The 12,716-nt window shown below is 65.0% G+C and carries 13 protein-coding genes; 1 reads left to right on the top strand and 12 read right to left on the bottom strand.

The window, feature by feature from the left end:
* From IVB32_RS38780 to murJ, 10 genes are all read right to left on the bottom strand, one after another.
* A partial coding sequence (locus IVB32_RS38780) for a KH domain-containing protein (RefSeq protein WP_346731132.1) occupies nucleotides 1-250 on the bottom strand: 250 nt, incomplete at its 3' end.
* Between the two features lie 4 nt (nucleotides 251-254).
* On the bottom strand, nucleotides 255-1,643 hold the full coding sequence (gene miaB, locus IVB32_RS38775) for a tRNA (N6-isopentenyl adenosine(37)-C2)-methylthiotransferase MiaB (RefSeq protein ID WP_018455808.1): 1,389 nt from the start codon (nucleotides 1,641-1,643) through the stop codon (nucleotides 255-257).
* A gap of 192 nt (nucleotides 1,644-1,835) precedes the next feature.
* A complete protein-coding gene (locus IVB32_RS38770; RefSeq protein ID WP_018455809.1) occupies nucleotides 1,836-2,516 on the bottom strand; it encodes an HAD family hydrolase in 681 nt (226 codons plus the stop codon).
* On the bottom strand, nucleotides 2,517-2,972 hold the full coding sequence (locus IVB32_RS38765; protein WP_007598312.1) for a Fur family transcriptional regulator: 456 nt from the start codon (nucleotides 2,970-2,972) through the stop codon (nucleotides 2,517-2,519).
* Between the two features lie 38 nt (nucleotides 2,973-3,010).
* Nucleotides 3,011-3,493, bottom strand: coding sequence for a ribosomal protein S18-alanine N-acetyltransferase (gene rimI, locus IVB32_RS38760; RefSeq protein WP_018455811.1), 483 nt, complete (start codon nucleotides 3,491-3,493; stop codon nucleotides 3,011-3,013).
* Nucleotides 3,490-4,188 (bottom strand): tRNA (adenosine(37)-N6)-threonylcarbamoyltransferase complex dimerization subunit type 1 TsaB, encoded by a 699-nt coding sequence (tsaB, locus tag IVB32_RS38755; RefSeq protein ID WP_018455812.1) that lies wholly within the window; start codon nucleotides 4,186-4,188, stop codon nucleotides 3,490-3,492. The genes rimI and tsaB overlap by 4 nt, the downstream gene beginning before the upstream one ends.
* Before the next feature lie 85 nt (nucleotides 4,189-4,273).
* Complete coding sequence (locus tag IVB32_RS38750; RefSeq protein ID WP_026233032.1) at nucleotides 4,274-4,843, bottom strand: NifU family protein; 570 nt, start codon at nucleotides 4,841-4,843, stop codon at nucleotides 4,274-4,276.
* 174 nt (nucleotides 4,844-5,017) lie between these two features.
* The gene (locus IVB32_RS38745) at nucleotides 5,018-5,512 is read right to left on the bottom strand and encodes a universal stress protein (RefSeq protein WP_018455814.1); all 495 of its coding nucleotides are present in this window, start codon (nucleotides 5,510-5,512) and stop codon (nucleotides 5,018-5,020) included.
* Between the two features lie 108 nt (nucleotides 5,513-5,620).
* The gene (gene trpS, locus IVB32_RS38740) at nucleotides 5,621-6,673 is read right to left on the bottom strand and encodes a tryptophan--tRNA ligase (RefSeq protein WP_018455815.1); all 1,053 of its coding nucleotides are present in this window, start codon (nucleotides 6,671-6,673) and stop codon (nucleotides 5,621-5,623) included.
* Between the two features lie 73 nt (nucleotides 6,674-6,746).
* Nucleotides 6,747-8,297: a murein biosynthesis integral membrane protein MurJ gene (gene murJ / locus IVB32_RS38735; RefSeq protein ID WP_026233033.1), complete on the bottom strand. Its 1,551-nt coding sequence runs from the start codon at nucleotides 8,295-8,297 to the stop codon at nucleotides 6,747-6,749.
* Nucleotides 8,298-8,422: 125 nt separating this feature from the next.
* On the opposite strand from murJ, the gene IVB32_RS38730 reads away from it, so the two are divergent.
* The gene (locus tag IVB32_RS38730; RefSeq protein ID WP_018455817.1) at nucleotides 8,423-9,424 is read left to right on the top strand and encodes an adenosine kinase; all 1,002 of its coding nucleotides are present in this window, start codon (nucleotides 8,423-8,425) and stop codon (nucleotides 9,422-9,424) included.
* Between the two features lie 133 nt (nucleotides 9,425-9,557).
* Here the strand turns inward: IVB32_RS38730 and IVB32_RS38725 are convergent, their stop codons facing one another.
* Nucleotides 9,558-11,252, bottom strand: a complete 1,695-nt coding sequence (locus tag IVB32_RS38725; RefSeq protein WP_018455818.1) for an AMP-binding protein — start codon at nucleotides 11,250-11,252, stop codon at nucleotides 9,558-9,560.
* A 79-nt stretch (nucleotides 11,253-11,331) separates the two neighbouring features.
* Nucleotides 11,332-12,525: a serine hydrolase domain-containing protein gene (locus tag IVB32_RS38720; RefSeq protein WP_018455819.1), complete on the bottom strand. Its 1,194-nt coding sequence runs from the start codon at nucleotides 12,523-12,525 to the stop codon at nucleotides 11,332-11,334.
* Between the last annotated feature and the right edge of the window lie 191 nt (nucleotides 12,526-12,716).

The following is a 12,716-nucleotide window of genomic DNA, read 5'->3' as shown; positions in this document are numbered from 1 at the left end:
CCCGGCGCGCGGCATCGCAGCCGTCGCGCGAGCCGCCAATCGTGATGTGGTTGCCCTTGGAATCGACGACGACGCCAAGCCGCCGTTCGATCTGTGCCAGATGCTGGCCATAAGGGCCAACTAGCGCGGACGCGGCGCGGTTGTCGTCGAAATCGATGACGACCTGGGTCTCGGGCGGAACCTGCATGTCGCGGTCAAATTTGCGGCTGGGAGCGATGGAAGAAGACGAATCCGATGCGCTTTTGGGCAAGGGTTCAGGCTCCAGTGGCGATGGGCGATAAAGCGGGCTCGTGCGCCATGGCGAGCTCACCGAGGAAGCTGTAGCGTTCGAGACTGTCGATCCGGACCGGCAGGATCTGTCCGATGATGTCCGGGGAGGCCATCACATGCGCGGGCTGGAGGAAGGCGGTGCGGCCGACGATCTGGCCGTCCTTGCGGGCCGGGCGCTCGAACAGCACATCGACCGTTGAGCCAATCGCAGCCTTGTTGAAGGCCGATTGCTGGCTGTCGATCAGTTCCTGGAGCCGCTCCAATCGCTGGTCCATCTCGGAGGGGGACACCGTCTCCTGCATGTCCGCGGCCGGCGTTCCCGGCCGGGCGGAGTATTTGAACGAATATGCCGCAGCGTAGCCGATTTGCGTGACAAGCGCGAGGGTCGCGAGAAAATCTTGCTCGCTCTCGCCGGGGAAGCCGACGATAAAATCTGATGAGAAAGCAATGTCTTGGCGTGCGGACCGGAAACGGTCGACGACACGCCGATAATCATCGGCGGTATGTTTCCGGTTCATGGCAGCCAGAATCCGGTCCGAGCCCGACTGCACCGGCAGGTGCACGAACGGCATCAAGGCATGGAGATCGCGATGGGCTGCAATCAGACTGTCATCGACATCGCGCGGATGGCTGGTCGAATAACGCAGCCGCGCGACGCCCGGGAGCGCCGCGAGGTGCTCCAGCAGCCTGCCGAGCGGCCAGCTTTTTCCGTCCGGTCCCTCGCCGTGATAGGCGTTGACGTTCTGTCCGATCAGCGTGAGCTCGCGCACGCCGTTCTCGGTGAGCCGCTTCACGTCGTCGACGATCTTTGTCACCGGCCGCGAGACTTCCGAGCCACGCGTGTAAGGCACGACGCAGAAGGTGCAGAACTTGTCGCAGCCTTCCTGCACCGTGACGAAAGCGGAAATGCCGCGGGCGCGGATCGCGCCGGGCTTGGGCTGGGCCAGGAAGCCGAACTTGTCCTGAGCCGGGAATTCGGTCTCGATGGCGCGGCCTTCATTGCCGGCGCGCTTCAACAGCTGCGGCAAATGATGATAGCTCTGCGGTCCCACCACGACGTCGACCGCGGGTGCACGGCGCACGATCTCCTCGCCCTCGGCCTGTGCCACGCAGCCTGCGACCGCGATCTGCATGGTACGCCCGTCGCGCGCGGCGGCGTCCTTGGCGACGCGCAGGCGGCCGAGCTCCGAATAGACCTTTTCCGAGGCCTTCTCGCGGATATGGCAGGTGTTGAGGATGACGAGGTCGGCGTCATCAGCGCTGGCCGTCTCCACGAATCCTTCCGGGGCCAGCGTGTCCACCATGCGCTGGGCATCGTAGACGTTCATCTGGCAGCCATATGATTTGATGTGCAGCTTGCGCGGCGGCGTCATGGAATCCGGAATTGAGGTGGAGGACCGCCCTCAGATATAGGCTGGGGAGGCGAAAATCCAGCGATTGGCGCCCTTTGGGCTGTCATTCCGGGGCGAGCGCTGGCGGGAAGTGCGGAATCCCGCCAAAACCTCGGGATTCCGGGCGTGTGCGTGTCCCGGCAGCCGCCAGCTGCACTCAGAAAATACCCTGAATCAGCCCGCCAGGGTGTCCGCCGCGACCCGCCGGACCAGCTCCGGCAATTGCCGCATATCGTCGAACGTCAATCCGGCCCCGGCGGCCCGGAGCCTTTCAGCGTGGCCCGGCGGGCAATGGCTGCCACCGTGAAAGCCCAGCACGGTCATCCCGGCGGCATGCGCGCCGGTCACCCCGGGGACGCTGTCCTCGATCACGAGGCACCGCTCCGGCGCGACTTTCATCTGCGCGGCGGCGAACAGAAAAAGATCGGGCGCGGGCTTGCCGCGCGCGACCTGGCTCGCGGAAAAGATGTTCGGCGCAAGCAGATCGTAGAGACCGGCGCAGGTCAGGCCATGATGGATCTTCTCCGGCGTGCCGCTCGACGCAACGCATTTGGGCAAATCGATTGCGCCAATCGCTGCGGCCACATGGGTGATCGGCTGCAAATCGCTGGCATAAAATTGCAGCGTCGCAGCATTCACTTGGCTTTCGAGATCATCGGGAAGATTGCGGCCGATCTCCTGTTCGACCATTCGCCGTGCATCTTTCTCGGATACGCCGAGGAAGCGGACCAGCACCTGCTCCGATGTGATCGGATAGCCGTGCCTCGACAGCACATCTGCATGCGCGCGACAGGAGATCACCTCGCTGTCCACGAGCACGCCGTCGCAATCGAAGATGACGAGATCGATCGCCACTTAACTTGTGGGTTTGTCGTCGTCGAGCGGGACGCAATAGAGTTCGAGCCGATGATCGACCAGCTTGTAGCCGAGCTTGCGGGCGATCTCCGCCTGGAGCTTCTCGATCTCCTCGGAGGTGAACTCGATCACCTTGCCGTCGCGCAGGTTGATGAGGTGGTCGTGATGGCTGTCGCGCATCTGCTCGTAGCGCGCGCGGCCTTCGCGGAAATCATGGCGCTCGATGATGCCCGCATCTTCGAACAGCTTGACGGTCCGATACACGGTCGAGATCGAGATCTTGTCGTCGACCGCGACACAGCGGCGATATAGTTCCTCCACATCGGGATGATCGACCGCCTCCGCGAGCACGCGGGCGATGACACGACGCTGCTCGGTCATGCGCATGCCTGTGGCGGCACAGCGCGCCTCGATGCCGGACGCCTTGGAAGCGGGGGAAGGTTTAAGACCAGTCATGTGATGTCCGCCTGACGGGGCGCTTTCTGCCATCAATGTTACGACAAGTCACGTCGCATCAGAAGTGCGTTCAATTGTTCCCCGTTCGGCTGCTTATAGTAGCGTTCGCGGCGTCCGACCACCATGAATCCGGCTCGGTCGTAGAGCCGCCGCGCCGGCTGGTTATTTTCCTCGACCTCAAGAAATATTGTGCGCACGCCGCGTCCTGCCAGGTGGCCGAGATGGGTCATCAGCAGCGTGCGAGAGAGGCCGCGGCCGCGATGGGCCTGATCGACCGCGATCGAGAGAATCTCTGCTTCGTCTGCGCCGATCCGCGACACCGCGAAGCCCACGGTCTTGCGGCCGAGCCGCAACCGGTGCACCAGCGTGTTGCGCTCGCTGAGCATGCTCTCGAACTCGCCTTCGCCCCAACCGCGCGCGAAGGAGGCGCCGTGGAGTTGCGCAAGCCGTGCGACGTCGCGCGCGACAGCCGGCTCGACGACGGCCGTACCGCCGCGCCACCATTCCGACAACCATTTCATCGTGAGCTTGCGGCTTGTGCTGCAAGCGGCAGTTGTGCGGGCGGCTTTGCGTCGGGCGCCCGCAGATAGAACGGCCGCGCCGGATTTGTCGCGGGATCGGCGGCGGCGCCAAGCCATGCGACCCAGCCGATGTCGGGCGCGGGCTGCGCGTCGACCGCGACCGGCTGCGGCATATCTTTCGGCCAGCGCTCGGCGAGGATCTTCGCGGCATTGCCGACCAGATGCGGCGCGCCGAATTGCGACGCCGCGATCGCCTCGTCGATGGGAGCGACGCCCGGCCGCACCAGCTGACTGCCGTCACCGGCCACGATCTGGAAATAGACGTGGTCGTGCCGCGCGTCGATCGCCGAGATCACCGGCGCCGCTCCGCTCTGGCCGACGACGGCGGCGGCATAGGCCGACAAGGTGGTCAGGCCGACGGCGGGCCGCTTCGCAGCAAGCGCAAGGCCGCGGGCGGCCGAAATGCCGACGCGCAGGCCGGTGAAACTTCCGGGGCCCATGGTGACCGCGATGCGCTCGAGCGCTGTGAAGGCGAGGTTGGCTGACTGCATCACGCGCGCGATCATCGGCATCAGCGCTTCGGCGTGGCCGCGCTTCATCAGAAGCTGCTCCTGCGCGAGGAGCTGGCCGGCATCGGTGTCGAGAACGGCAACCGCGCACGCTTCCAGCGCGGTATCGATGGCAAGGATCAGCATGGAACGATGGTAGCACCATCCGTCATGGAATGCTCGTCATCATGGCCGGGCTTGTCCCGGCCGTCCACGCCTTTGCGGCCCCAGCCTACATCGGCCGGACTTCGACCACGTCGGGGACGAAGTGCTTGAGCAGGTTCTGGATGCCGTGCTGGAGCGTCGCGGTCGATGACGGGCAGCCGGCGCAGGAGCCCTTCATGTTGAGATAGACGATACCATCCTTGAAGCCGCGGAAAGTGATGTCGCCGCCGTCATTGGCGACCGCTGGCCGCACGCGGGTCTCGATCAGATCCTTGATCATGTCGACCGTCTCGGCATCGGCTTCGTCAAAGAACTCGTCCTCTTCGTCGAGATCGACATCGCTCGCGGCCGCACCGTCGGCGAGCAGCGGCGCGCCGGACATGTAGTGCTCCATGATGGCGCCGAGGATCGCGGGCTTGAGCTGTTGCCATTCACCGTTCGCCTTGGTCACGGTGATGAAGTCCGAGCCGTAGAACACGCCGGTGACGCCGGGGACTTCGAACAGCTTTTCGGCGAGCGGCGAGCGTGCGGCCGATTCGCGGTTGGCAAATTCCATCGGTCCGCCGTCGACCACGACGCGGCCGGGAATGAACTTCAGCGTGGCGGGATTGGGGGTGGCTTCGGTTTGAATGAACATGGTTTTCTCCAGACGTCGCCGGTTCAAGGCCGGCGCGTGCTCTATCCACTAGCAGATGGCGACGGCGAACGCACGGTCAAGGGGTAAGCTGGCCGTTCACCTGTTATATCAGCGGGTTAGGGTACCCGCTTCTTCCCTCTGCCGGCTAACGGGGCGAGGCGAACGAGCAGCAGTCTAGGACAGCGAATCCACGCTCTGGTCGCTGAGCGCGCCGGAAATGACCGTCACCGGCACCGGGAACGTGCCCAGCGCGTGCGCGAGCAGCGCGACCAATGGCCCCGGGCCTTCCGCGCCCGGGTTCGCGGCGAGCACCAGCATGGCGATGTCGGGGTCCTCGTCGATCACCGCCAGCAGCTGTTCCATCGCAGCGCCTTCGCGGATCACCCGTTCCGGCGTGATCGCGGCGATGCCGTTGGCGCGGCCGGCGGCACGGTCGAGCGCGGCTTCGGCCGCCTCATGCGCTTCGGCGCGCATGATGTCGGCGACCCCCAGCCATTCCTGGCTCTGCTGTTCGGGCTCGATGATGCGGAGCATCACCACGCCGCCACCGGCCCGAATCGCCCAGCGGCTGGCGTAATAGACCGCGCGATCCCATTCGGCGGTGTCGTCGACGATGACGAGGCATTTGGGCTTGTGACCCGGCTCGAAGCAAAGTCGCTTGCTGGTCATGCATGTCCCGGAATGTCCACGCTGACATGCTGCCACACTCCGTCGTACTTGGGGAGAGCAGAAGCGAGCCGGCGCCGTGGCGTCGGCCGCGTTTTCGCGAACTTATTATCAGCGCCGACGGATGAAGCCCACGATGTCCTTCGAGAGCGTCATGGTCTCGTCGGCAATCGCGCGCGCGCGGTCGGCGCCATCGTTCAGGATCGCGTCGATATGGCCGGGGTCGGCGACGAGGCGCTTCATCTCGCCGGCAATCGGCGCGAGCTTCGTGACGCACAAATCCACCAGCGCGTTCTTGAAGCTGGAGAACTGGCCGCCGCCGAAATCCCTGAGCACGTCGGCCTTGGAGCGGCCGGAGAGCGCGGCGAAGATACCGACGAGATTGTCGGCCTCGGGACGCGCTTCCAGACCCTTCTCCTCGGTCGGCAGCGGCTCCGGGTCGGTCTTGGCCTTGCGGACCTTCTGCGCGATGGTGTCGGCGTCGTCGGTCAGATTGATGCGCGAATTATCCGACGCATCCGACTTCGACATCTTCTTGGTGCCGTCGCGCAAGCTCATCACGCGCGTCGCCGGGCCCGTGATCAAGGGTTCCGGCAGCGGGAAGAACAGGCCGTCATTGGCGCCGAGGTTGCGGATCGACTCAGCGAAGTCGTTGTTGAACTTCTGCGCGATGTCGCGCGACAGCTCGAGATGCTGCTTCTGGTCCTCGCCGACCGGCACGTGGGTGGCGCGGTAGAGCAGAATGTCAGCCGCCATCAGCACGGGATAGTCGAACAGACCGACGGAGGCGTTCTCGCGGTCCTTGCCGGCCTTCTCCTTGAACTGGGTCATACGGCCGAGCCAGCCCATGCGCGCGACGCAGTTGAAGATCCAGGCGAGCTCGGCGTGGCCCGAGACCTGGCTCTGGTTGAACACGATGTGCTTGCTCGGATCGATGCCGCTGGCGATGAACGCCGCGGTCACCTCGCGGGTGTTGCGCGCGAGCTCGACTGGTCCGCCCCAGACGTCCACGCCCTGCGTGATCGCGTGCATGTCGACGACGCAATAGATGCAGTTGTGGGTTTCCTGCATCTTCACGAAGTTGACGATTGCGCCGAGATAATTGCCGAGGTGCAGATTGCCCGTCGGCTGGACGCCCGAAAAAACCCGTTCAACGAATGGCATGGCAGCTTCCCTGCAAGATACGGGGCGTCGTTTCCAACAGCGGCGCTGCCCCGTCAAGGGAATTTCGCTGACTTCAGGCGCCGGGATCGGGCTGGGCGGGGCGCTTCAAGGCACCGGCCGCCTCGCGCCAGGACGCGACGCGGAGGATTTGCAGGAGCAAGCCATAGACGACGATTCCGGCGGCGATCTGTGATCCCAGCGCAATGAAGCGGATGAGCCCATGGGCCTGTGAAGGCAAGAGGCCCGCGGTCAGCCACAGCAGGCCGCCCATGGCGAGCGCGGCGAGCACGATTCGCGGCAGCCGCTTGCGGGCGGCGGCGTCGACCGAGAAGCCGAATTCACGCGTGCCTTTCCGGAGCAGCGAGATCGCACTGCTCCAGGCGCCGGCGGCAATGCTGGCGGCGATCCCGCTCGCGCCGAAGAAGTGACCGAGCAGGATCGCGAGCGCGACCGCGACCACGAACCCTTTCGCGGTCGCAAGCAGCGGCGTCATCGTGTCGCTGCGGGCAAAATAGGTCGGGGACAGCGCCTTGATCAGCACGTGCGCCGGCAGTCCCAGCGCCAGCCACATCAGGGCGCGCGCCGTGGTCGCGCTGTCCTCCGCGCCAAAGGCGCCGTGTTCAAACAGCAGCCGCACGATCGGCTCGGCCAGCACGATCAGGCCGAGCGTCGCCGGCAATGCCAGCCCGGTCGCGAGTTCCAGCGCACGCGATTCCGCATACGCAACCGCGTCACGGTGACCGCTCCTCACCGCGCGCGTCAGCTCCGGCACCAGCACCGTACCCATGGCGACGCCGACAATGCCAAGCGGCAGCTCGATCAAGCGGTTGGCGAAATAGAGCCAGGAGACCGCGGCCGGCGTGGCGGAGGCGATGATCGCGCCGGCAACCATCAGCCATTGCGGGCCGGAGCTCGCGATCATGCCCGGGATCGCCTTGGCGAAGAAGCCGCGCATGTCCTTGTCGAAGCTCACGCGCAACGGTGTCGCCAGACGCGCACTTCGCTGCGACAGCAGCATCAGGAGCTGCAACAGGCCGGCGATGCCGACGGAGGCCGCCAATATCCACGCGGCGACGGTCGCGTCGACGTGCCACAGCAGGAGTGTTGTGCTCGCAGCGATCAGGGCGATGTTGAACAGCAGCGGCGAGAACGCGGTGAGTGCAAAGCGACCCTGCGCGTTGAGCAGGCCCATCAGCACCGTGACGGGTCCCGCGAAGGCAAGATAAGGCAGCATCAGCCGCGCATTCTGGACGGCGAGATCGAGCGATGCGCTGCCGACGAAGCCCGGCGCGATGATCATGATGATCAGCCGCATCAGCAGTGCAATCACGATTGAGATTGCGATCAGGCCCGCGCTCACGGAGCTGAGCACGCGTCCCGCGAACGCCGCGGCAGCCGCCTCGCCGTCGCGGTCACGAACGCGCAGCCAGGCCGGGATCAGCGCCGCATTCAGGGCCCCCTCGCTGAGCAGGCGCCGCACCACATTGACGAGCTGAAATGCCGCCAGAAACGCGTCCGCCACGGCGCCGGTGCCGAGCAGCGCCGCGATCAGGGAATCGCGTGCAAAGCCCAGCAGCCGTGAAGCCAGTGTCCCCGTCGAGACGGTCAGGAAGGAGCGGATCATCGGAACTGCATAATACCGTTGCTTGCCCGCGAAGGGCCGGCCGTGATAGGCCGCGAGCCAGATTTCAGACCGACAGGAAGCGGATTTCCGCGGGTATCGCAATCCGCCAAACAGGATCAAGGTGAATGGCTGACGTGAAATATGACGTTCTCGGCATCGGCAACGCGCTGTTCGACGTGCTGGTCAAGACCGACGAAGCCTTTCTGGGCAAGCACGGCATGACCAAGGGCAGCATGTCCCTGATCGACGAGGCGCGGGCCGCCGCCATCTACAAGGACATGGGCCCGGCGACGGAAGTTTCCGGCGGTTCGGCCGCCAACACCATCGTCGGCATCGGCAGCCTCGGGGCGCGCGCCGCCTATGTCGGCAAGGTCAAGGACGACCAGATCGGGAAGCTCTACGTCCACGACATCCGCGCGGCCGGCGTCGCCTTCAACACGCCCGCGGCGAAGGACGGTCCTGCGACCGGCTGCTCCTACATCCTGGTGACTGACGACGGCGAGCGCACCATGAACACCTATCTCGGCGCCGCGCAGGACCTGTCGCCCGCCGACATCGACCCGGCCGAGATCGCCGCGGCCGGCATCGTCTACCTCGAGGGCTATCTCTGGGACCCCAAGAACGCCAAGGACGCCTTCGTCAAGGCGGCCAAGATCGCTCATGATGCCAAGCGCAAGGTGGCGCTGACGTTGTCGGATTCCTTCTGCGTCGATCGTTATCGCGACGAGTTCCTGGGGCTGATGCGCAACGGCACCGTCGATATCGTGTTCGCGAACGAGTCCGAGCTGCATTCGCTCTACCAGACCTCGGACTTCGACACCGCGCTCAAGCAGCTGCGCAACGACGTCAATCTCGGCGTGGTCACCCGCAGCGAGAAAGGCTGCGTGGTGGTGACGCCAACTGACGCAGTCGCAGCCCCGGCGTCTCCGATCGCGAAACTCGTGGACACCACCGGGGCCGGCGATCTCTTCGCCGCCGGCTTCCTGTTCGGTCTGGCGCGCAACCTGCCCCACAAGCAGTGCGGCGAACTCGGCGCGCTCGCGGCCGCCGAAGTGATCCAGCACATCGGCGCGCGTCCACAGGTGTCGCTGAAGGAGCTCGCCGGGCAGCGCGGGCTGACGTCTTAAGGTGGAATAGCCTCATCCTCGCTGTCATCGCCCGGCTTGGCCGGGCGATCCAGTACTCCGAGACGGTCGTGATTCAATCGAGAAGCTTCGGCGTACTGGATTCCCCGCCTTCGCGGGGAATGACAGCTGCGGCTCACGCCGTCTTCGCGGCTTTCAGTCCAAGCCGTTGCTCCACGTCGTCGCGCATCAGGAATTTCTGGACCTTTCCGGTCACGGTCATCGGAAACTCGTCGACGAATTCCACGTACCGCGGAATCTTGTTGTGGGCGATCTGGCCGTCGCAGAAGGTGCGCACCTCTTCCTTCGTCAGCGTCTCGCCGGGCCTGACGCGGATCCAGGCGCAGAGCTCCTCGCCGTAGCGGGTATCCGCAACGCCAAAGATCTGCACGTCCTGAATCTTGGGATGGCGGTAGAGAAATTCCTCGATCTCGCGGGGATAGAGGTTCTCGCCGCCGCGGATCACCATGTCCTTGATGCGGCCGACGATGTTGCAATAACCCTGGTCGTCGATGATGGCGATGTCGCCGGTATGCATCCAGCCGTTGGCGTCGAGCACATCCGCGGTCTTCTCCGGCTCCTCCCAGTAGCCCAGCATCACGCTGTAGCCGCGGGTGCAGAGCTCGCCCCGTTCGCCGCGCTTGACGATCTTGCCCTCGAGATCGACGACCTTGACCTCGACATGCGGATGGATTCGCCCGACCGTCGAGACGCGGCGATCGAGCGGGTCGTCGACGGCGCTTTGGAAGCTGACCGGGCTCGTCTCGGTCATGCCATAGGCGATCGTGACCTCGCCCATGTTCATCTCGCTGTTGACGCGCTTCATCACCTCGATCGGGCAGGGTGCACCGGCCATGATGCCGGTGCGCAGCGATGTCAGATCGAAGTTTGAGAATTCGCCGTGGTCGAGTTCGGCGATGAACATGGTCGGCACACCGTACAGCGCGGTGCATTTTTCCTGCTCGATCGTCCGCAGCGTTGCGAGCGGATCAAACCCCTCGCCGGGATAGACCATCGTTGCGCCGAGCGTGACGGAGGCGAGGTTGCCCATCACCATGCCGAAGCAATGATAGAGCGGCACCGGAATGCAGATGCGGTCCTGTTCGGTCAGGCGCATGGCGCGGCCGACGAAATAGCCGTTGTTGAGAATGTTGTGATGGGTCAGCGTCACGCCCTTGGGCGATCCCGTCGTTCCGCTGGTGAACTGGATGTTGACGGCATCGTCGAATTGCAGCGAGGCACTGAGCGCGGCGAGCTGTTCGCGATGCAGGGTACCGCCCATGCCGGCGACCTCGTCGAACGGGACCGTGCCCGGGCAGGCGGGGCCGCCGATCTGGATCACGATGCGCAAGGCCGGCAGCCGCGCCGCGCGCAATTGCCCGGGCTTGGCGCTCGCGAGCTCCGGCAACAGCGTGTTGAGCATGTCCATGTAGTTGCTGGTCTTGAATGCCGTCGCGGTGACGATGGCGCTGCATCCGACCTTGTGAAGCGCGAATTCCAGCTCGCTCAGCCGGTAGGCCGGATTGATCGTCACCAGGATGAGGCCGGCCTTGGCGGCGGCAAACTGGGTCAGTGTCCATTCCGGCCGGTTCAGCGACCAGATGCCGATCCGCGCGCCGCGTTCGAGGCCGAGCGCGACAAAGCCGGCGGCGAGCGCGTCGACCCGCTGGGCAAACTCTCCCCATTTCCATCTCACGCCGTGGCTGGGCGAGACCAGCGCCTCACGATCGCTCCAGCGCCGCGCGGCCTGATCGAGGCTGCGCCCGATGGTGTCGCCGAGCAGCGGCGTGTCGGAGGTGCCGCAAACGTAACTGTCGGCTTTGTCTGCCAAGATCGTGTCCTCCAGTCAGCTGCGTGCACGGCCGGGACAACAAGCCCGGCCGTGACGCGTCGTGAGAGTCAGGCGCGCCTCACGCCGCCTTCTGCCCGCTTCCCGCATCGAGCCCGGCATAGACGCCGCGCTCGAAGCCGGCAAAAGCCTCGAGACACTTTGCGTCGGCGAATGGCAGCAGCTGCATCAGGATCACGCCGGTGACGTCGCGCGCCGGGTCGATCCAGTAATAGGTGTTGGCGAGGCCCGCCCAGGCGAGGCTGCCCGCGCTGCGGCCCTCGGCGGTCTTGGCGGTGTTGATCATGAAGCTGAGGCCCCACTTCTTCACCTGCTCCGGATAGAGATCGACGTCATTGGTGTACATCGGCGCCGCCGTGGTCATCTTGCCCATGGCGAGGTCGCCGATGTGGTTCTGCCCCATCGTCGCGATGGTCTCGGCCTTCAGCACCTGATTGCCGTTGCCGCGGCCCTTGTTCAGGATCATCTGGGTAAACTTGATGTAGTCGGCCGCGGTCGAATAAAGGCCGCCGCCGCCCATGTGGAATTCCGGCTCCTGCTCGAGCTCGAACGGGATCGCGGCGAGCTGGCCATCCTCGCCGCGCGCATGCATGCCGACCAGACGCTTGCGCATGTCGTCGGTGATCTTGAAAGCGGTATCGCTCATGCCGAGCGGTGCGAACAGATTGTCGCGCAGATAGGCATCGAGGCGCTTGCCGCTGACGGCTTCCACCGCCTTGCCGACGAAATCGATATTGGTGCCGTATTCCCAGCGCGTGCCGGGGTCGGTCATAACCGGCGTCTTCAACGCCGCGTTCTGGCAGGTGGTGATGGCGGGGATGCCGGATTTCTCGAGATGGATCGCGAGATCGCCGTTCCACATGTTGTAGGCAAAGCCGGCGGTGTGGGTCATGAGCTGGCGCAGCGTGATCGGCCCCTTGGCCGGCCGCAGCTTGGCTTCGCCCTTGGCATCGAAACCTTCGAGCACCTGCGGCTTGGCGAGATCGGGCAACACCTCGCCGATCGGCGCATCCAGCGACAGCTTGCCTTGCTCGACGAGCTGCATCGCGCCCGCTGATGTCACCGCCTTCGTCATCGATGCGATCCAGAACACGCTGTCGGCGGTCATCGCATCCGGCTTGGACAGGTCGCGTTTGCCGAACGCGCCCTGATACAGCACCTCGGTACCGCTGGCGGCGATGGCGACGACGCCGGGAATCTCCCTGGCCTCGCTCTTCTGGCGCAGAATCTCGTCGATCTCAGCTTTGCCTTGCATCCGCGTTTCCTCCGGTTTGATTATTGTTGGAAGCGATCGATTGTCCTCCCGCGTGCGCCGCGCGGCAAGCACATCCGCGTACCTGCCGCGGTCGCGATGTCGTGACTTGACGGTCGGCTCCCCTCGCACGACGACAAGGCGGCTGACCTGCAACACTCCGTCACAATCTGTGGTGGATGGCCGCAACCAGC

The organism is Bradyrhizobium sp. 23 (assembly GCF_023073295.1).
Lineage (GTDB): Bacteria > Pseudomonadota > Alphaproteobacteria > Rhizobiales > Xanthobacteraceae > Bradyrhizobium > Bradyrhizobium canariense_D.
Note: the sequence above shows the minus strand (reverse complement) of the source record. Positions and strands in the feature narration are given on the sequence as shown.

Excerpts from the sequence above, each read along its gene's own strand:
- murJ (WP_026233033.1), bottom strand. The coding sequence starts at position 8,297 with ATGATCCGCTCCTTCCTGACCGTCTCGACGGGGACACTGGCTTCACGG.
- IVB32_RS38720 (WP_018455819.1), bottom strand. The coding sequence starts at position 12,525 with ATGCAAGGCAAAGCTGAGATCGACGAGATTCTGCGCCAGAAGAGCGAG.
- IVB32_RS38750 (WP_026233032.1), bottom strand. The coding sequence starts at position 4,843 with ATGTTCATTCAAACCGAAGCCACCCCCAATCCCGCCACGCTGAAGTTC.
- rimI (WP_018455811.1), bottom strand. The coding sequence starts at position 3,493 with ATGAAATGGTTGTCGGAATGGTGGCGCGGCGGTACGGCCGTCGTCGAG.
- miaB (WP_018455808.1), bottom strand. The coding sequence starts at position 1,643 with ATGACGCCGCCGCGCAAGCTGCACATCAAATCATATGGCTGCCAGATG.
- IVB32_RS38745 (WP_018455814.1), bottom strand. The coding sequence starts at position 5,512 with ATGACCAGCAAGCGACTTTGCTTCGAGCCGGGTCACAAGCCCAAATGC.
- IVB32_RS38730 (WP_018455817.1), top strand. The coding sequence starts at position 8,423 with ATGGCTGACGTGAAATATGACGTTCTCGGCATCGGCAACGCGCTGTTC.
- IVB32_RS38765 (WP_007598312.1), bottom strand. The coding sequence starts at position 2,972 with ATGACTGGTCTTAAACCTTCCCCCGCTTCCAAGGCGTCCGGCATCGAG.
- trpS (WP_018455815.1), bottom strand. The coding sequence starts at position 6,673 with ATGCCATTCGTTGAACGGGTTTTTTCGGGCGTCCAGCCGACGGGCAAT.
- tsaB (WP_018455812.1), bottom strand. The coding sequence starts at position 4,188 with ATGCTGATCCTTGCCATCGATACCGCGCTGGAAGCGTGCGCGGTTGCC.